This is a genomic window from Mycobacterium vicinigordonae (assembly GCF_013466425.1).
Lineage (GTDB): Bacteria > Actinomycetota > Actinomycetes > Mycobacteriales > Mycobacteriaceae > Mycobacterium > Mycobacterium vicinigordonae.
Window position 1 is genome coordinate 511,211 of the sequence record NZ_CP059165.1, and the last position, 18,531, is coordinate 529,741.

15 protein-coding genes and 1 pseudogene are annotated in these 18,531 nt (G+C 64.6%); 8 read left to right on the forward strand and 8 right to left on the reverse strand.

The features are described from left to right. The first annotated feature begins 5 nt into the window (after window positions 1-5). A complete protein-coding gene (locus H0P51_RS02270) occupies window positions 6-677 on the forward strand; it encodes a YoaK family protein (protein ID WP_180916448.1) in 672 nt (223 codons plus the stop codon). Between the two features lie 9 nt (window positions 678-686). Here the strand turns inward: H0P51_RS02270 and H0P51_RS02275 are convergent, their stop codons facing one another. The 4 genes from H0P51_RS02275 to H0P51_RS02290 all read right to left on the reverse strand — a co-directional run bounded on the left by H0P51_RS02275 (window position 687) and on the right by H0P51_RS02290 (window position 4,922). Then, complete coding sequence (locus tag H0P51_RS02275) at window positions 687-1,799, reverse strand: phosphodiester glycosidase family protein (RefSeq protein ID WP_180916449.1); 1,113 nt, start codon at window positions 1,797-1,799, stop codon at window positions 687-689. A gap of 75 nt (window positions 1,800-1,874) precedes the next feature. Then, window positions 1,875-3,341: a YhgE/Pip domain-containing protein gene (locus tag H0P51_RS02280; protein ID WP_180916450.1), complete on the reverse strand. Its 1,467-nt coding sequence runs from the start codon at window positions 3,339-3,341 to the stop codon at window positions 1,875-1,877. Between the two features lie 35 nt (window positions 3,342-3,376). Next, a complete protein-coding gene (locus tag H0P51_RS02285) occupies window positions 3,377-4,096 on the reverse strand; it encodes a pirin family protein (RefSeq protein ID WP_180916451.1) in 720 nt (239 codons plus the stop codon). 4 nt (window positions 4,097-4,100) lie between these two features. Further along, window positions 4,101-4,922: a helix-turn-helix domain-containing protein gene (locus tag H0P51_RS02290; protein ID WP_180918687.1), complete on the reverse strand. Its 822-nt coding sequence runs from the start codon at window positions 4,920-4,922 to the stop codon at window positions 4,101-4,103. A 102-nt stretch (window positions 4,923-5,024) separates the two neighbouring features. Between H0P51_RS02290 and H0P51_RS02295 the strand changes: the two genes are divergently transcribed. Continuing rightward, window positions 5,025-6,161 carry an NAD(P)H-dependent amine dehydrogenase family protein gene (locus H0P51_RS02295; protein WP_180916452.1) on the forward strand — a complete coding sequence of 379 codons (1,137 nt, stop codon included), beginning with the start codon at window positions 5,025-5,027 and terminating at the stop codon, window positions 6,159-6,161. On the opposite strand, the gene H0P51_RS02300 is transcribed toward H0P51_RS02295, so the two are convergent. After that, window positions 6,158-7,561: an alpha/beta hydrolase domain-containing protein gene (locus tag H0P51_RS02300; protein ID WP_180916453.1), complete on the reverse strand. Its 1,404-nt coding sequence runs from the start codon at window positions 7,559-7,561 to the stop codon at window positions 6,158-6,160. The genes H0P51_RS02295 and H0P51_RS02300 overlap by 4 nt on opposite strands. Beyond that, window positions 7,558-8,680: pseudogene (locus H0P51_RS02305) on the reverse strand (sigma-70 family RNA polymerase sigma factor). The gene H0P51_RS02300 and the pseudogene H0P51_RS02305 overlap by 4 nt, the downstream one beginning before the upstream one ends. Between H0P51_RS02305 and H0P51_RS02310 the strand changes: the two are divergent. The 4 genes from H0P51_RS02310 (at window position 8,628) to H0P51_RS02325 (ending at window position 12,991) form a co-directional block, all read left to right on the forward strand. After that, window positions 8,628-9,467, forward strand: coding sequence for an alpha/beta hydrolase (locus H0P51_RS02310; RefSeq protein WP_180916455.1), 840 nt, complete (start codon window positions 8,628-8,630; stop codon window positions 9,465-9,467). The pseudogene H0P51_RS02305 and the gene H0P51_RS02310 sit on opposite strands and share 53 nt — an antisense overlap. A 34-nt stretch (window positions 9,468-9,501) precedes the next feature. Further along, complete coding sequence (locus H0P51_RS02315) at window positions 9,502-10,251, forward strand: DUF2786 domain-containing protein (RefSeq protein ID WP_180916456.1); 750 nt, start codon at window positions 9,502-9,504, stop codon at window positions 10,249-10,251. A gap of 68 nt (window positions 10,252-10,319) precedes the next feature. Then, window positions 10,320-10,757, forward strand: coding sequence for a TIGR04338 family metallohydrolase (locus tag H0P51_RS02320; protein ID WP_246398336.1), 438 nt, complete (start codon window positions 10,320-10,322; stop codon window positions 10,755-10,757). Beyond that, window positions 10,754-12,991: a glycoside hydrolase family 3 protein gene (locus tag H0P51_RS02325; protein ID WP_180916458.1), complete on the forward strand. Its 2,238-nt coding sequence runs from the start codon at window positions 10,754-10,756 to the stop codon at window positions 12,989-12,991. Before H0P51_RS02320 ends, H0P51_RS02325 begins: the two co-directional genes overlap by 4 nt. 35 nt (window positions 12,992-13,026) lie before the next feature. On the opposite strand, the gene mymT is transcribed toward H0P51_RS02325, so the two are convergent. Then, the gene (mymT, locus tag H0P51_RS28315; RefSeq protein WP_246398338.1) at window positions 13,027-13,173 is read right to left on the reverse strand and encodes a copper-binding metallothionein MymT; all 147 of its coding nucleotides are present in this window, start codon (window positions 13,171-13,173) and stop codon (window positions 13,027-13,029) included. Between the two features lie 316 nt (window positions 13,174-13,489). Between mymT and H0P51_RS02330 the strand changes: the two genes are divergently transcribed. Beyond that, entirely contained in the window at window positions 13,490-14,146 is a 657-nt protein-coding gene (locus H0P51_RS02330) for an O-methyltransferase (RefSeq protein ID WP_180916459.1), read from the forward strand. A gap of 70 nt (window positions 14,147-14,216) precedes the next feature. On the opposite strand, the gene H0P51_RS02335 is transcribed toward H0P51_RS02330, so the two are convergent. Further along, a complete protein-coding gene (locus H0P51_RS02335; RefSeq protein ID WP_180916460.1) occupies window positions 14,217-15,197 on the reverse strand; it encodes a nucleoside triphosphate pyrophosphohydrolase in 981 nt (326 codons plus the stop codon). Between the two features lie 1,763 nt (window positions 15,198-16,960). Between H0P51_RS02335 and miaB the strand changes: the two genes are divergently transcribed. Beyond that, the gene (miaB, locus tag H0P51_RS02340) at window positions 16,961-18,445 is read left to right on the forward strand and encodes a tRNA (N6-isopentenyl adenosine(37)-C2)-methylthiotransferase MiaB (RefSeq protein ID WP_246398679.1); all 1,485 of its coding nucleotides are present in this window, start codon (window positions 16,961-16,963) and stop codon (window positions 18,443-18,445) included. Window positions 18,446-18,531 lie beyond the last annotated feature (86 nt).

Genomic DNA, 18,531 nt, shown 5'->3' on the forward strand with positions numbered 1-18,531 from the left:
CGGCCGTGGTGGCTGTATCCCCGGTATCCGACCGGCTGACCGTGGCAGCTCTGCTGTTGCTGACATTCGTCACAGGACTGGCCGACGCGGTCAGCGTGTTGGTCCTTGGCCACGTGTTCGTGGCGAATATGACCGGCAACGTGATCTTCCTGGGCTTCTGGTTCGCCCCGAAATCCAACGTGGACCTGACTGCCGCTCTGATCGCTTTCGTCACCTTCGTCGTCGGCACCATCCTCGGGGGCAGACTGATGCGTCACTTCGGCGACCGGAGCCGACCCTGGCTCACCGCGGCATTGGGCACCGAGGTGGTGTTGTTGGCGGCGCTATCCATCTTGGCCGGGACCAACGTCTTCGGCTATCACGACAACACCAAGCTGTACTTGATCGGAGGTATGGCGATCGCGTTTGGGCTGCAGCATTCCACTGCCCGCCAGTTCGGCATCCAGGAACTCACCACCACGGTGTTGACCTCGACGATCGTGGGGCTCGGTGTGGACAGCCGGTTGGCCGGTGGCAGCGGAAATCGCGAAAAGCTGCGCTACAGTGTGGTTTTCACGATGTGCGGTGGGGCTGTCGTTGGTGCGACGATCACGCGGTTTGCGGTGGCGCCGGTGCTCGGTCTGGCAGCCGCGATGGTGGGGGTCAGCCTGCTGATCTTCCGGTTCGGTCGGGCTTGACCACACTGTCTAGTTGAAGGCCAGCCAGCTGGGCAGGGCCCGTTCGTGCGAATCGCAGAGCACTTGCCGGGTGTCGCAGGAACCTTTCGGCGAGCCCGCGCCGGCCCACATTCCGCCGGTATCTCGGCGCAGCACGATCGCTGACGAGCCACCGCCGTCGAGCAGGATTGCGGTGTCGCTGCCCAGCCCACGGAACAGGTCCTGGATGTTATCGGGGGTGTAGTTGCCACCCTCGAATATGTACATCTCGTCTTTCTGCTTGTTGTAGGCCAGCGCGGTCCGGGCCGCGCTGGGCCCGCCGTCGTGCAGCTGGCTGATGTTGCCCGGCGAAAGCAGGCCGATGCCGGCCACCGCGACGAACTTGGCGTTCTTATTGAGCAGGTCCGCGATCACCGGGGTGGCGAGGTCGTAGTCTTCTCTTCCTTTGGGCCGCAGCACATATGGGGCGCCACCTACCGGGATGATCATCGTCGTCAGCGACGTCCACGATTCGTTGCCCCCAGACAGCCCCTGCTTGCCCGGGTAGGCGACGGTACCGGTGACCGCCTGATTGGCGCGACCCTGTCCGCGGGTGTTGTCCACGAAGGCGCCCAGTGGCGAACTGCAACCGGTTTCGCGCCAGGAGCCGCCCTTCTGGCCGCGGACGTCGAAGAAGTTGGCGTTGATCGCAATGGTGGGCTGACCCATCCGCGCCCAGGCCTGCAGTGGCGTATATACCTCGCTGGCTTGCCACAGGCCCTCGCCGGTGCGGGCGCCCGCGTTGTTCTCGCAGCGGGCCTGGTCGCCCTGGTGGGTGTCGACCAATAGGTGTGGCTGCAGACGGTTGGACGCCTGTTTGATGATCATCAGGTGGCCGCCGTTGTTCATCTCGTACGCATGGCCCGAGCCGTCGATGGCGGGCATCGGGTGGCCGCCGCCGAAGTTGTAGACCAGGTATGTGCCCTTGGTGTTAGCGATGGCTTGCTCGAGGAGTTCTCGGGCGTCAGCGGCACGTGCGACGGGCTGCCCGGTGGTGCTCGCCAGGGCGACGCATAGTGCGAGGGCGGCACAGCTTGCCGTCAGCCTGCGCACGACGGCAGATGGCGTCAGCACGGAAAGCCCTTTCGGCCCGGGGGGAAGCAACCAACCAAGGATTAGTCACATTCGTCACACTGTCAACTTAAGTCACAGCAGTGTGACGGTTCGGGCGCGCGGCAATTACGTTTGTTCGCTTGAGCTTTCGGGTGCGGTAACGGACTCGGACGCGAGCTCGGGCTCCTTAGTTTCGGGCTCGGCATCTTTGGTCTCGGGTTCGGCTTCGGGTGCCAGTGAACTCTCTTTGTCGTTTACCCGCGTCTTCGCCCGGGCCTGGTGCGCGGCCTGGTGTTCGGCGGCGATCGCATGCTCGATCGCCCCCTGAATCCGGTGGAATCCCTTGCGGTCATAGAGGTGGGTGACAATGCCGCCCAGCAACAGCCCGATCACCAGGCCGATTGCCGTCATCGACAGCGCCTGGGACAACCCGGCGTCGCCGTGTCCGTTGAGATAGACCAGCGAGCGCACGCCCAGGAACACCTGGTGCATCGGTTCGAACTCGGCGAGCCAGCGGAACAACGACGGCACTGCCTCCAGAGGCACCGTCGCACCCGCCGACGGCAGCCCGAGGATGACAAAGATCAGCATGCTGACCAGCAGTCCCATCGAGCCGAACACCGCGATCAGCGAACTCGAGGTGACACCCACCGCGGTGATGGCGAACACCCCGTAGAGCCACAGTTGCCGTCCCAGCGTCACGGGCATGCCGAGCTTCTCCGCGATCAGCAGATAGATACCCGACGTGAGCAACGCCAGGATCACCATCATTCCCCACTTGATCAGCAGCGTGACGAACCGTGAGATCCGCACCTGCTCGGCGAAGCGGTATACCGGCCCGAATTCGGCGGGTACATAACCGAGCATCGAGTCGACCAGGGTGCTGACCACGACGCTACCGGTGAAGCCGGCCAGCAGTAGTAGCAGCGCATAGTAGAAGGCCGACAAGCCATTTCCGGTGCCATTGGGCAGCGGGTTGTAGACGTCCGACTTGATCTCGATCGGACTGTTCAAAGCGAGCACCGCCGCGCCGGCCATGGGGGCGCCGCCCGCTTGAGCTATAACATCAGCCGAAAGTCGTTCGCCCATCCGGCTATTCGCGGTTGTGGCGGCGCGGGTCAGGGTTTGTCCGGCGATGCTCGCGCCCAACGTGCCCGCTCGCGGATTGGTCAAGACGATGATCGTCGGTCGCTCCGCGCGATTGGCAGTCAGCGCGCTCTCACCGAGATCACGCACCTTCAGCGAGAACCCAGGTGGAATCACCATCTCCCCATACACTTGGGCCCGGTCCAATTGCTGTTTGGCGTCAGCCTGGGACAGCACCCGAATGTCGAATTTGTCCTTATCGACGGCGGACACCAGGCCGTCGGCGATCATCTTTCCGTAGGGCCCGGCATCCTGGTTGACCACAGCGATCGGGAAATGTCGCAGGTTGGTGGTCGGATTCAGGATGCCGCCCAGGTAGAGCGCGGACAGTGCGGCCAGAAACGCCGCCGTGATGACGATGGGCGCCAACCAGAACCGCACCGTCCGAAGCGACTTCGTGTTGCGGTCGGGTCTGGGTGCTGCGTGTCGGGGCTGGGTGGAAGACATGAGGCTCCTGTCTGTCGAGCTCACTCTAGTGTCGGTCAGCCACCCAGCTTTGCGTGCATCTCCCAGACCAGTACTTCTGCGGTGTGTTCGGCGTTGAGGCGCCGACCGCCCGAATCGGTGAGCCGGGCCGCATCTCCGCCGGTCAGCTCGGGGCCGTCCTCGAGGCGGGTGTCTCCTCGGGCTACGAAAACATGCAGGTAGGGCGCATCAGGCAGGGTAATGGTATCGCCCGCACGTAGCCGTGCCACGTGGAGCGCCGCGGCGCGGTTGTGCAAGGTGAGGGCGCCGTCGCGGCCGGGAATGCCGGAGGCGACAGTGACCAAGCCGACGTTGGCCAGCTGATTGTCGACTTCGTCCTGCTGGTAGCTCGGTGTGATCGGCGCCTCGTCGGGAATAACCCACATCTGGATGAAATGCACTGCCTGCGTGGTGGAATCGTTTGTCTCCGAGTGCAGGATGCCGCTGCCCGCGGACATCCGCTGGGCCAGGCCGGGGTAGATGACGCCGCGGGTACCCGTCGAATCCTGATGCGTCAGTTCGCCTTCCAATACCCAGGTGAGGATCTCCATGTCACGGTGTTGATGGGTGGCGAACCCAGTGCCGGCAGCGACGATGTCGTCGTTGTTCACCAGCAGCAGGCCGAAGTGGGTGTCGTGCGGATCGTAGTGGTCGCCGAACGAGAAAGAATGCCGCGATTGCAGCCAATCCGTAGTGGTGACGGCCCGGTCGGCCGCGCGCCGGATATCCACGGGCATGGTTCTACAGTAATGCGGCAAGCAGGCCCTGGGCGTGCTGCAGCGCATCCTCGAGCTCGGGCAGCGACATCCGAGGCGCCCCGCCCAGGTGAATCTCGATCTGGTATTCCGGTTGGCCATCGTGCCCGAAAATTGGCAGTACCACGAATTCGGTTGTTGCCAAGTCGCTTTCGATGCTGTCAGTGACCGATCGCAGCGTCACCATGGTCATCAGGGTGGTCAGCTTGCGGGTGACCGCCGAGGTGGGCTCCAGGGATGCCAGCACGTGGGCCAGGCGATCGTGCAGCGGCTGGTGGGTGTCGTCGAACCGCCATGCGCCGTAGCCGCGGGCGCGGATGTCGGCGAGCACCCGTCGGTAATCCGCCACGTCGGCGGCCGTCGGTCGTGGGGTGACCCGGCGCAGCCAGGCTTGCAAGAAGTAGTCGTCGCGCCAGGCCACGGCGACCAGTCCGAACGGCGGATCTATCGGGAACCGCTGTCCGACGGCGTGCTCGCCGTCGGTGCCGTGGCCGTACGCGTCGACCGTAGTGAGATGCCGATCGCCGATCTTGGACATGGAGCAGCCCGCGCCCAGGGTGTGATGCAAGTAGCGCAACGCCTCGCGCCCGCGGTCCAGCAGGGGGAAAGTGCGGCGCAGCCCGTGCACCAGGCCGAACAGCCCACTGCCCAGTGCATAGCGGCGGTCGTCGCGGCGGGCCACCCAGGTGCGTCGCTCAAGCTCGGCCAGTATCAGCGCACACGTCGAGGTGCTGATGCCACAGGTCTTGGCCAGCTCAGCCGACGACCACCCGTCGGGAGCATCGGCCAGCGCGGTGAGTACGGCCATCACACGGCTGGTCGGCGGCGACTTGGCGGTTGACGTGACCACGGCGACTCCCTACCATCCGTCCAAAATATTAAAACGTATGTCCTAATATTAGGAGACAATGTGTTGAAGGTGGGCGTGTGGGGCCCCGGGTCAATGGGTGTGATTGCGCTGCGCGGCGTCATCGACCATCCACAGCTGCAACTGGTCGACTTGGTGGTGCACAGCGACACCAAAGCCGGCCGCGACGCGGGGGAACTGTGTGGGATCGGGCCGGTCGGGGTGGTGGCAACCCAGGACCCCGCTGCGCTGCTGGCCGGGGACGCCGACGTAGTGGTATACGCGGCGGCGGCGAACCTGCGCCCGCTGGAAGCGGTACAGGACATGGTTTCGATCCTGCAGGCCGGCAAGAACGTGGTGTCGTGTTCGGTCGTGCCGCTCGTGTTTCCCGACGCTCCAGAACTTGACGCGCTCACCGAGCCGCTGCGGCAGGCGGCACTGGATGGCGGGGTGTCGTTCTTTACCACCGGGATAGACTCAGGATTCGCCAATGACATTCTACCGCTGGCACTCTCGGGGGTATCGCGGGTCATCGAGTCGGTACGGGTGACCGAAATGTTCAACTACGCAACCTATCCAGACCCGGAGGCGGTGTACGAGATCCTGGGCTTCGGAAAGCCACCCGAGGTGACGCCATTCGCCGCTACACCCGGGATCTTCACCTTCGGGTGGGGGCCGGTGCTGCATCAACTGGCCGCCGGTCTCGATATCAAGATCGACCGCATCGAGGAGAACGTCGAAAGGGTTGCCGCCCCTGAGTCCTTCGACACGCCTACCGGCCAGATCGCCGCCGGCACCATTGCGGCGATGCGCTCGACGCTGACCGGATACGTCGGCGAGAAGGCCACTTTCGTGCTCGACCACGTGACGCGGATGTCCGACGACATCGCGCCAGACTGGCCGCAGCCGCGCATCAGCATCGAGCCGAAGGACCTCGGCTACGGGGCGGCGTCCGGGCGCGGCCTGTACCGCGTCGAGATCGAAGGCTCACCGAGCATGCGGTGCGAGTTCGAGATGGCCGAGGACCGTGACCACGACCTGGGTGCCCGGATGGCGGGCGCGTCGCGGATGGTGAACGCGATTCCGGCGGTGTGTGCGGCGCGGCCCGGGCTGCTGTCTGCGCTGGACCTACCGTTGATCACCGGGGCCGGCCTGGTGCATTCGGTGCCCGGGCCGGCACCGGACAGCCGGCTGTTCTAGCCGCGCGGGTACGTCGCCGCGGTGAGTTGCAGGATCTCGTCGCGATCAGCCGCCAGGATGAAGCCGGCACCGATCGCGGAATCGAGTGCGGCGGTGAAGCGGCCGATGTATTCGTCGAACCCCCCGGGGTAGAGCTGACCTAGGGTGGCCTCGTCGAATGGCTCGCCGAAGCCGAAGATGGCGCCCATGATGTTGTCCTCGCGCATTTCGCCTGCGCCGGATGTCCTGGCGATCGGGACGTCGACCCACGGCGTTCGCACCCCGCCCACGGCGATGCCATTGACGTCCAGAACCGGCTGCGGCTGCTCGGCTTCACGCACTTCCAACGCCGGGCCGGCCGGCGGTATCGCGCCGGTGGCGACCCAATCGTTCAGCGCGGCGAGCGCTGCCTGTGCCACATAGTGGTGTTGCGGGCCGAAGTTGATGAAATGATCAAGCTGTTGGCCCATCAGGATATTAGTGGGCTGGTAGGCGCCGACGATAGCGTCGAGCGGTGCGGACCCGGAGTCGATGAACGCGACCTGGATCGTGTAGTTGTCGGCGTGCGCGGAGCCGGCGATCTCCCAAACGCGCAGCAGGTCGTCGTCGGGCCGCCGCGCGGCGTAGTAGCCCTGCCGTCCGGCTCCGTATAGGTCGGTCTCGGTGATGATCGTCATGACCGGGACGCGCAGGTCGGGACGGAATTTGACCGCTTGATCCGGTGCGTCAGGCTGCAACTGGTCGAAGATGGACCCGTCGCCCAGCGGCGCGGCCGGACCGAACCGGGAATGCACCAGGAACCCGTCGTAGACACGGGCGAGCGGGTCGACGGCGTTAACGTAACTGGTGAGGAACATCGCCGATTGCGATTCGCCGAGCGCGACAACATGTTCGGCGGCCAAGCCACCAAGGACCCTACCGTCCCGGACGAGTTCGCCGGCCTGGGAGAAGATGTCATAGGCGAACACGTCGCCGGGGTGGCTGAGCGCTGCATAGCGTTCCGCGTTCTGGCTCTTCAGCGACATGTCGATGCCGAGCAGGCTGGTGCCGCCGTCGACGCCGACCTTTAGAGCCGAGACCATGATGTAGGAGTAACCCGCGCGGATGACTTCGCGGTGCGCCATCATCCATACGGCCGGAGCGTCGATGCCGCCGCTGACGTTGAGCCACTCGACCAGCGCAGTCCCGTTGAACCGAGCGGGATCGGTAGGCGTGAGCACTACGATCCGCGTGGTGTAATTGGCTGTGGCCGAAGGAGTTACGGTCCAGCATCCGTCGGCGCGCAGGTCTGATTCGGGGACGTACGACCTGGCCGTACCGGAGACGAAGAACTCCTGCACGGTGTAGCCGACGCTGCCAATGTCGAAGGCGCCCAGCAACAGTGCCGGTTGGCCGGGTACGGCCGTGGCGGTGGGGATCATAGCGACTCCGGCAGCCCGAATTTGGCGAACAGCGACCCGTCGAGGAACGCCACCACGTGGGAGACCCCGTCGGGGCGGACGTCGAGCACGTGTAGTTGAAACGGCACATGCCGGTCGCTTACGCGCATATACATGGCCGCGGCCGGTTGACCGTTGGCAACCAGCGGAATCATCCGCATGTCACCGGGCAGCTCGGCTGGGCATTGCTGGTGGATCAACGTGATTATGTCCCGCGCCCCGCGATACCAGCCGGTATAAGGCGGCATCTCCCAGATCGCCTCGGTGGTGAACAACTCGACCAGCCGGTCGATGTCGTAGGCCTCGAATGCGGCGATGTAGCGGGCCAGCATGTCCTGCGCTTCGGCTGAATCGGGCGCCGACAACCGGTCCTCGCTGCTCGGGCCGACGGCGTCGAGCTGGGCGCGGGCGCGTTGCAGCAGGCTATTGACGGCGACGGTGGTGGTGCTCAGGGCCTCGGCTACTTCGGCCGCCCTCCACTGCAGCACATCGCGCAGCAGCAGCACCGCGCGTTGCCGCGGCGAGAGATGCTGCAGTGCGGCGACGGACGCCAGCCGCACCGACTCCCGCGACCCGACGATTTCCGAGGGGTCGGTTGGATCGTCGGACCTTCCGGGCAGTGGCTCTAGCCATGGCACCTCGGCGCGCTCTACCAGGTCGGCCGTCGGGTCCGAGCTGTCGGTGCCCAGTCCTGTCGGCAACGGCCGGCGTTGGCGGCCTTCCAGGGCGGTCAAGCAGGTGTTGGTGGCGATCCTGTGCAACCAGGTGCGTACCGAGGACTTGCCCTCGAACCGGTCATAGGACTTCCAGGCCCGCAGTAGCGTCTCCTGCACCAGGTCCTCGGCGTCGTGTAGCGAGCCGGTCATCCGGTAGCAGTGTGCGAGTAGTTCACGCCGAAAGGGTTCGGTGTGGGTGGAGAAGTCTGCGCTCGGCTTGCCGAGCCGCTCATTTCGCGTGTTTTCGGTGACGACACTCACTCGTTTGAGGTTACGCAGAGCCTCCGACACACGCCGCGTGGCGTCGTCGGCGAGCCCGTAAGCTGCACTCGATGACTACCACCCGCACCCAGAGAACATTCGACGGTCTCGGCGGCGCGTGCATCGTCTACGACGTGTGGACGCCGGAAGTCGCGCCGCGCGCGCTGGTGGTGCTGGCCCACGGGCTCGGTGAGCATGCCCGCCGCTACGACCACGTCGCTCAGCGGTTCGGCGAAGCAGGGCTAATCACCTATGCGCTCGACCACCGGGGCCACGGACGCTCGGGCGGCAAGCGGATGGTGGTGCGGGACATCTCCGAGTACACCGCGGACTTCGACACCCTGGTCGGTATCGCTACTAGGGAGCATCCCGGCCTCAAGCGCATCGTCCTCGGACACAGCATGGGCGGCGGGATCGTGTTCGCCTACGGGGTGGAGCGGCCCGACAACTACGACCTGATGGTGCTCTCGGCGCCGGCGGTGGCGGCCCAGGATCTGGTGAACCCGGTGGTCGCGTTCGCGGCTAAAGTGCTGGGCGCCCTTGCGCCCGGGCTGCCCGTGCAGGAACTCGACGTCAGCGGCATCTCCCGCGACCCGGAAGTGGTGGCGGCCTACGAGAGCGACCCGCTGGTGTACCACGGCCGGGTGCCGTTCGGGATTGGCCGGGCCTTGCTGCAGGTGGGTGAGACCATGCCGCAGCGCGCCCCTGCGATGACGGCTCCGTTGCTGGTGGTGCACGGCACCGACGACCGGCTGATCCCGATCGCGGGCAGCCGCCGCCTGATCGAGTGCGTGGGTTCGGCCGACGTGGAACTCAAGGAATATCCCGGGCTGTACCACGAGGTGTTCAACGAGCCCGAGCAGGACCAGGTGCTGCGCGACGTGATCTCGTGGATCAACCTGCGGATATGACCGAATTGTCGTACCCCGTGAGTAATTTGGCGCCATGACCGACGACAAGATGCTGTCCCGTATCGCGGCACTGCTACGTCAGGCGGAGGGTACCGACAACACCCACGAAGCCGATGCGTTCCTGAGCGCTGCACAGCGGTTGGCGACGGCCGCGTCCATCGACCTGGCGGTGGCGCGTTCGCATTCCTCCAACCGATCCGCGGCGCAGGCACCCGTCCAGCGCACTATCACCATCGGCAACGCAGGCACCCGCGGACTGCGCACGTACGTGCAGCTTTTCGTACTCATCGCCGCGGCGAACGACGTGCGCTGCGACATCGCGTCGAATTCGGCGTTCCTGTACGCCTACGGATTCGGCGAGGACATCGACGCCACGCACGCGCTTTACGCCAGCCTGGTGGTGCAGATGGTCCGGGCGTCGGACGCATACCTTGCGACCGGAGCGCATCGGCCCACACCGACTATCACCGCGCGGCTCAACTTCCAGCTGGCATTCGGCGCGCGGGTCGGGCAGCGGCTTGCCGAGGCCCGCGAGCAGGCCCGCCAGGAAGTGACCAAGGACCGGGCGCGAGCGCCGGGCACCGCAATTGCGTTGCGGGACAAGGAGGTCGAGTTGCACGACTTCTACCGCAGCACCTCGAAGGCCCGCGGCAGCTGGCAGGCGAACCGCGCCACTGCCGGGTATTCGTCGGCGGCACGGCGCGCGGGCGACCGCGCGGGCCGGCGGGCGCGGCTGGGCAACAGTCCTGAGTTACCCGGGGCGCGGACCGCGCTGGGCCGTTGACCTCGGCGGCATCGCCGCGGGACTCCCAGCGCGCAAAGGTGTATGCGGCCGAGGGGTTTGTCCGGACGATGTTCGACCGCGCTGCCGAGCACGGATCACCCAGCGTGGAGTTCTTCGGCACGCAGTTGACGCTGCCGCCCGAGGGTCGGTTCGCGTCGGTGGAGTCGGTGCAACGCTATGTCGACGAGGTGCTCACGCTTCCCGCGGTGCGCGAACGTTGGCCCGGCGCGTCGCCACTGCGGGTGCGGGCACGCCGCGCTGCTACTGCCGCGCACTATGAAAACCGCGGTGGCACTGGTGTTGTCGCCGTCCCGGACCGGGCTACCGCCGACTGGGCGATGCGGGAATTGGTGGTGCTGCACGAGATTGCGCACCACCTATGCCAACAGCCGCCGCCGCACGGCCCGGCATTCGTGGCGACGATGTGCGCACTGGCAGAGTGGGTGATGGGGGCCGAAGTCGGTCACGTGTTGCGGGTCGTCTACGCGAAGGAAGGTGTGCGATGACCGGGTCCGGTGACGATGCGGGCCGCTGGTCGGCCCGAGGAGGAGGCGGACAGTCGAGTAAGTCCGGTGACGACGCGGGCCGCTGGTCGGCCCGAGGAGGAGGCGGACAGTCGAGTAAGTCCGGTGACGACGCGGGCGATGATCCCGACGCTCGGGCGCATGAGGTCGAAGCCCAGCTGACTGACGACGAACGCTTCGCGCTGCTGGTCGGGGTAATGGGCGCCGGTGACATGTGGCCTCTGCACGACGAGCGAATCCCCGCCGGAGTCCCAATGAGTGCTGGCTACGTGCCAGGGATAGACCGGCTCGGGGTGCCGTCGCTGCGGATGAGCGACGCCGGTCTGGGCGTGACGAACCCAGGTTTCCGCCCGGGTGACACCGCCACGGCGCTGCCGGCCGGGCTGGCGCTGGCATCCAGCTTCAATCCGCAGCTGGCCCACGCCGCCGGATCGGTGATCGGGGCCGAGGCACGCAGCCGGGGAATCAACGTCCAGCTAGCGGGTTCGATGAATCTGGCCCGGGATCCGCGCTGCGGCCGTAACTTCGAATACCTTTCCGAGGATCCACTTTTGAGTGGTGCGCTGGCCGCAGAGCAGATCCTGGGCATCCAGCAGCACGGCGTCATCTCGACCGCCAAGCACTTCTCGCTGAACTCCAACGAGACCAACCGGCACTGGCTGGACGCGCTGATCGACCCGGACGCGCACCGGGAATCTGACCTGCTGGCGTTCCAGATCGCCATAGAGCGGGGCCGGCCCGGCGCGGTGATGGCCGCTTACAACAAGGTCAACGGCGAATACTGCGCGGCCAACAGCGCGCTGCTCGGCGACGTGCTGAAAACGGCCTGGGGGTACCGCGGCTGGGTGATGTCGGACTGGGGTGGCACGCCGAGCTGGGAGTGTGCACTGGCAGGCCTGGATCAGGAGTGCGGCGCGCAGATCGACGCGTTGCTTTGGCAGGCCGAAACTTTCGGTGAGCCGCTGCGCGCCGCGTTCGCCGACGGTCTGCTTACCAGGGACCGGCTGTCGGACATGGTGCGAAGGATCCTGCGGTCGATGTTCGCTGTCGGGATCGACCGATGGAGCGACCTACCGTCACCGGACACGAACGCGCACAACGACGTTGCCGCCGAGGTGGCTCGGCAGGGCATCGTGTTACTGCACAACCGGGGAGTGCTGCCGCTGAAACCGGACTCCCGGATCGCCGTCATCGGCGGATATGCACATCGCGGTGTGCCGGCCGGCTACGGGTCCAGCACCGTGCTGCCGCCGGGCGGCTACGCAGACGTGATCCCGATCGGCGGATCCGGGCTGGAGGCCGGGATGCGGAATTTGTACCTGACGCCGTCGAGTCCGCTTGAAGCGTTGCGAAAAGCGTTACCGCAAGCGCAGATCGAATTCGATCCCGGTATCAGCCCGGCCGAGGCGCTACCGGTGGCGCGGCGGGCGGATGTCGCGATCGTGTTCGCCGTCCGCGCCGAAGGCGAGGGCTTCGACGGCGCCGACTTGTCGCTTCCGTGGGGGCAGGACGCCCTGATCGCCGCCGTGGCCGGCGCCAACCCGAATACGCTAGTGGTGCTGCAGACGGGCAACCCGGTCACCATGCCCTGGCTCGAGTCGGTGAACGCCGTACTACAGGCTTGGTATCCGGGTCAAGAAGGCGGCAGTGCTATCGCGGAAGTGCTTACCGGCCAAGTCAATCCGTCTGGACGGCTACCGATCACTTTCCCTGCCGGCCTGGACCAGACGCCGCGTCCGCACCTGCCCGATGTTCCGCCCGGAGCACCGACCAGTATCCATTATTCCGAGGGCGCGGACATCGGTTACCGCTGGTTCGCGCGAACCGGGCAGATCCCGCTGTTCGCGTTCGGCCACGGACTGTCCTACACCAGCTTCGAGTACCGCGACCTCGATCTCACCGGTGGTGAGACGGTGACCGCCGAGGTCACCGTGGTTAACACCGGTCAGCGCACCGGAGCCGACGTGCCGCAGCTGTACCTGGCTGGCACGCCTAATGAAAAGTGTTTACGGCTACTGGGTTTCGCCAGAGTGGAACTCGAACCCGGTCAATCGCGCCGCGTCAGCATCGAATCGGATCCGCGACTACTCTCGCGTTATCGCGAGGGGAGTTGGCGGATCGCGCCGGGCCGGCATCTGGTGGCGGTGGGTGTCTCGGCAACAGACTTGAAAATGGTGGCCGAGGTGGAGTTGACCGGGCGTGCGTTCGGGCACTGAGGGGCACGGCCGAACGCACGCCCGGCAAGCCGGGACTACTGGACGGGTACGAGCGCTTCGCCGCACGTGCAGCGGTAGGGCTCGGTAGCGCCGGAGCAGTGGCAGGGGACCTCGACACGAACGCGACAGCCGCAACCCTCGTGGCCGCAAGTCAGCTCGGTTCCAGCTTCGTGAGTTGTCATTCGATTCACCTCAATCTTCGGAAACAAGTCGGAGTGGGTAACCTCCGCCCCGTCAGCATATACCCCATAGGGGTACCCGGTAAAGGAATCGGCGCGGATTCGCGGTGAACGCGCGGCCGTCGACGCCGTCGAACCTGGATGCCACCACCCCCTCAGCCCTTCGCCATGCCGATACCGTCGCGGACGGGCCGCGGTTCAATTGATTCCACGGCAATCATGAGCCGGACCCCCGAGACGTCAGCCAAGATTTTCAACGTCGTCTCGCACTGGCGAATTGTCAAGATCGCCAAATCAACGAAGGGGTTAGCGTTGACCTATGCCTGAAGACACAACACCTCAAGCCGTCGACGCGTTCCTGGACAGCACGCTGATCGGTCCGGATCCGGCGCTGGCCGCCGCAATCGAAGCCAGTGATGCGGCCGGGCTGCCGCACATCGCGGTGTCGGCGCAGCAAGGGAAGTTCCTTTGCCTGCTGGCCTCGGCCACGAGAGCCCGCCGCATTCTCGAACTGGGCACGCTGGGCGGGTACAGCACCATCTGGCTGGCGCGCGGCGCCGGGCCTGAGGGGCTCGTGGTGACACTGGAATACGACCCGCTGCATGCAGAGGTCGCGCGATCGAACCTTCAGCGAGCGGGGTTGGGCGACCGGGTGCAGGTGGTGACGGGCGCCGCACTGGACACGTTGCCCACGATCACCGGCGGACCGTTCGACCTGGTGTTCCTCGACGCCGACAAGGAGAACAACGCCGCCTATCTCGAATGGGCGATCAAGCTCGGGCATCCCGGAACGGTGATCGTGGTGGACAACGTCATCCGCGATGGCCAGATCCTGACCGAATCCGAGGACACCCGCGTCGTCGCGAGCCGCGCGGCGCTGCAGGCGATGGGTGAGCACCCGCGGCTGGATGCGGTAGCGCTGCAGACCGTCGGCAGCAAAGGCTGGGATGGGTTCGCGATGGCCCTAGTGCGTTGAGCGAACGAGTCGGAGTGTGGTCTGGGTGAGCACCTGGAGCTCTGCGACGTCGTCCCGTGACGAGTCATGCCTACTCGCGGCATTGTTCAGTCCCAGCATCGCTGGTGGTGGTGTCTGACGGCCAATAAGCACGCCACTCCTCTTCACTGATGTCATTGATCAGACCGACCGGTGCGGCATCAACCTGCGTTGTAACGTCGGCGTTGCGGCGACTGGCGGCGATTGCAAGCTCGGCGGCCCGGACGGTATCCATGAACGCGACGACATCGGTGCGCAAGTTGTTTTCCGCGTCAGTATCAGCCGAGATCGCCACGGACGTCACCTTCCTCGGTATCAGGTCGACCGGTAGGCCAGCTCGGACAACTCGTTGAATCACTTTCTGAGCCAGGACTAATGCTGGCTGACCGTGCAAGACATCGTCGATCGCAGAGGTGCGCGCCTTCTGGGCGGCTTTGTGGCCTTCCCACTGAGCCAACTGCTGATCCAACGTGGGCGACTCGCCCGCGAGCACTCCCAGCCGTCGGGCTTCCAACTTCTGCACCAGGGCTTCGGCAACGTCGTCAATCGTGAATCCGTTAATGGGTGCATCTGCGGCGATCCGCGCATGAAAAATCACTTGTAGTAGCAGGTCGCCTAGTTCTTCGCGCAGTTGATCAGAATCGCCAGTACGTACCGCGTCCAGCAGTTCGTAGACTTCCTCCAGCAGATACAGGCGAAACGACTCATGAGTCTGGTTCGCTTCCCAGGATCCCTCCACGCGCAGTTTGTCGATCAGTGCGACTGCGTCAATCAACCGCTCTCCGCATTGCGGCGATGGACCCGAGACCAACTGCTCTCCCGCAGCGATCCTGGAAATGACCACAGGATGTGAGGCATCAGAAGACAGCAACACAGAAGCCTTCTGCCCAGAATCGATCGGTTGAGCCCATGGTGGCAACCAGGCCACCATGACAGGCAGTTCTTCCGTGTATTGCACGTCGCGACAAAGCAACTCGATCGCTGCCATCGGGACTAGCGAAGGACGGCGTGGATCAACGAGGACGATTGTCACCCTGCTCGCCCGTTCCGCCTTGGCGGTGACATGGCTTATACCAACCCGGTCGGGGATCCCGCTGCGATGTTGTGACAGCGAGCTAGACGAGCTGCCGCAGCTCGACCAGGCAAGCGCGACCTGGTGCCACCCGATCCGCCACAGCACGTCTCGCGAGTAATAGGCCCGCTGTTAGCGGCCGCAGTGTCGGACCCAAGTCGCCCTATCACACAAGAACCTCCAAATCCGAAACTTAGCGGGCGGCGCCATTGTCTGCCGAGAACCGTGCAGGGTTGCTACCTGCCAAGGAATCTTCAACTAGAACCGAAATCTAATTTTGCCACAGCCCCCGAAACTTCAAGTTCACCCGTGCGTTTAAGGCCTCGGAACACATAGTCCAATTTATTTTATACAAAACACTTGCGATGGTCTGATGCGCGTGGTTATAGTGACTTCAGACACAGCAAGGAAGCTCCTCCAAGCGGAATCCTCACCCCTCTCTTAAGGGGACAGGAAAGCCCCGATCCCACCACTTCCTGAAAAGGAGATTCGGGACTGTGCCGCACCTCCCTGAAAAGGAGGCCCGGTAACCCCCAGCAGTGTCTCGTGGCTCCCTGAAAAGGAGATTCGGGACTGTGCCGCACCTCCCTGAAAAGGAGGCCCGGTAACCCCCAGCAGTGTCTCGTGGCTCCCTGAAAAGGAGATTCGGGACTGTGCCGCACCTCCCTGAAAAGGAGGCCCGGCCCGCAGCAACCGCCGCACCTCCCTGAAAAGGAGGCCCGGCCCGCAGCAACCGCCGCACCTCCCTGAAAAGGAGGCCCGGCCCGCAGCAACCGCCGCACCTCCCTGAAAAGGAGGCCCGGTAACCCCCAGCAGTGTCTCGTGGCTCCCTGAAAAGGAGATTCGGGACTGTGCCGCACCTCCCTGAAAAGGAGGCCCGGCCCGCAGCAACCGCCGCACCTCCCTGAAAAGGAGGCCCGGTAACCCCCAGCAGTGTCTCGTGGCTCCCTGAAAAGGAGATTCGGGACTGTGCCGCACCTCCCTGAAAAGGAGGCCCGGTAACCCCCAGCAGTGTCTCGTGGCTCCCTGAAAAGGAGATTCGGGACTGTGCCGCACCTCCCTGAAAAGGAGGCCCGGTAACCCCCAGCAGTGTCTCGTGGCTCCCTGAAAAGGAGATTCGGGACTGTGCCGCACCTCCCTGAAAAGGAGGCCCGGCCCGCAGCAACCGCCGCACCTCCCTGAAAAGGAGGCCCGGTAACCCCCAGCAGTGTCTCGTGGCTCCCTGAAAAGGAGATTCGGGACTGTGCCGCACCTCCCTGAAAAGGAGGCCCGGCCCGCAGCAACCGCCGCACCTCCCTGAAAAGGAGGCCCGGCACTCCTACAATTTCCCGCACCTCCCTCCAAAGGAGGCCGGTTAACACTCAATACCGCTATCCGCCCTCGAAGAGGGAGGAAAGTTCTGCACCTTATCAAGGTGGTTTGGCAATCCTCGCCAATTCCTACTTTTGCTGCTGACAGATCAGTGGGAAATAAGTTTGCAGCCACTCGGTAGCTGTTGAATTGTATATTTCTCCAGACGTAAATCCGAGATCATCCGGCTGCAATTAGAAGATTGCTTTGAGCTCGCGGATCGGTGGCACCCAATTACCGGCTTGACCCAGATTTTGGAGGAGCGACTCGTGGCACATGACTCCGGTATCGGCGACAGGTTTGCTGTCGGCGAGTCGCCGGCTGAAACTGCATCGGCGGCCCGCACCTATGAGGTGCGCACGCTGGGCTGCCTCATGAATGCGCACGACTCTGAGCGGATGGCCGGTCTGCTTGAGGGTGCTGGTTACGTGAAGGCCGCGCCGGGCGCCCCAGCAGATCTCGTGGTGTTCAACACCTGTGCGGTGCGCGAAAACGCGGACAACAAGTTGTACGGCTCCCTGGGGCACCTCGCTCCCATCAAGGCAAGCCATCCAGGCATGCAAATCGCAGTTGGTGGATGCTTGGCGCAGAAGGACCGGCACACCGTGCTAGAACATGCGCCATGGGTTGACGTTGTGTTCGGCACTCACAACATCGGTTCACTACCAATACTTTTGGAGCGCGCGCGACACAATCAGCAGGCGCAGGTCGAGATCCACGATTCGCTACAAACGTTCCCGTCGGCCCTGCCTGCCTCGCGCGACTCAGCCTATGCGGCGTGGGTGTCTATCTCAGTCGGCTGCAACAACACCTGCACATTCTGTATCGTGCCGTCGCTGCGTGGCAAAGAGGTCGACCGCCGACCGGGCGACATCCTTGCTGAGGTGCAGGCCCTAGTTGAGCAGGGCGTGCTCGACGTGACTCTGCTGGGCCAAAACGTCAACTCGTACGGGGTGAATTTTGCAGACCCAGGTTCACTCGCTAGCAGCGATCCGACGCCGCCGCGCGATCGCGGAGCGTTCGCAGAATTACTACGTGCGTGCGGACGAATCGAGGGTTTGGAACGGGTCCGGTTCACCTCCCCGCACCCTGCCGAATTCACTGACGACGTCATCGCTGCTATGGCGGAGACGCCGACCGTATGCCCCCACCTCCACATGCCGCTGCAGTCCGGCTCCGACCGGATTCTGAAGGCAATGCGTCGCTCGTACCGTCGCGACCGATATCTCGGCATCATCGATAAAGTTCGGTGTGCGATGCCGCATGCGGCGATCACCACCGACATCATCGTGGGCTTTCCCGGCGAGACCGAAGACGACTTTATGCAGACCCTCGACGTGGTGGAACGAGCGCGCTTCACGAGTGCGTTCACGTTCCAATACTCACCCCGGCCCGGCACTCCCGCGGCAGAGATGACTGACCAGATTCCGAAGAGCGTGGTTCAAGACCGCTTCAACCGATTAGTTGTACTGCAGGACCGAATCTCTTTGGAGAACAACCAATCCCTGGTGGGTGGTCAGGTGGAGCTACTGGTAGCCGCCGGTGATGGCCGCAAGAACGCCGCAACCGCCCGAATGAGTGGTCGCGCCCGAGATGGCCGTCTCGTGCACTTCCGTCCAGAACAGCCCGGCTCGGTGCGGCCCGGCGATGTCGTAGTTGTCGAAATCACCAATGCCGCACCGCACTACCTGATCGCAGACGGGCCGATGCTACAGCACCGTCGGACCCGGGCAGGCGACGCCAGCGAGCGTGGCCAGACGCCGAAAACGCGCGGTATCGGACTTGGCGTACCCCTGGTAGGCAAGCCCCAACCCCCGCTCATCGCCTCGGCCCAGTGCAACGACCACGCGACCTGTTAGAGGCCGAGAAGCACGTTCGCTTTCGCAGGTGCTGACAGCGAAATTTTCCCTCCTGCATAGGTGACTGACCATTACCTACCCGTCGG

Coding starts and splice junctions, on each gene's coding strand:
- mymT (WP_246398338.1), bottom strand. CDS start 13,173: ATGACAACTCACGAAGCTGGAACCGAGCTGACTTGCGGCCACGAGGGT.
- H0P51_RS02290 (WP_180918687.1), bottom strand. CDS start 4,922: ATGGCCGTACTCACCGCGCTGGCCGATGCTCCCGACGGGTGGTCGTCG.
- H0P51_RS02325 (WP_180916458.1), top strand. CDS start 10,754: ATGACCGGGTCCGGTGACGATGCGGGCCGCTGGTCGGCCCGAGGAGGA.
- H0P51_RS02300 (WP_180916453.1), bottom strand. CDS start 7,561: ATGATCCCCACCGCCACGGCCGTACCCGGCCAACCGGCACTGTTGCTG.
- H0P51_RS02315 (WP_180916456.1), top strand. CDS start 9,502: ATGACCGACGACAAGATGCTGTCCCGTATCGCGGCACTGCTACGTCAG.
- H0P51_RS02330 (WP_180916459.1), top strand. CDS start 13,490: ATGCCTGAAGACACAACACCTCAAGCCGTCGACGCGTTCCTGGACAGC.
- H0P51_RS02285 (WP_180916451.1), bottom strand. CDS start 4,096: ATGCCCGTGGATATCCGGCGCGCGGCCGACCGGGCCGTCACCACTACG.
- H0P51_RS02280 (WP_180916450.1), bottom strand. CDS start 3,341: ATGTCTTCCACCCAGCCCCGACACGCAGCACCCAGACCCGACCGCAAC.
- H0P51_RS02310 (WP_180916455.1), top strand. CDS start 8,628: ATGACTACCACCCGCACCCAGAGAACATTCGACGGTCTCGGCGGCGCG.
- H0P51_RS02320 (WP_246398336.1), top strand. CDS start 10,320: ATGTTCGACCGCGCTGCCGAGCACGGATCACCCAGCGTGGAGTTCTTC.
- miaB (WP_246398679.1), top strand. CDS start 16,961: ATGAATGCGCACGACTCTGAGCGGATGGCCGGTCTGCTTGAGGGTGCT.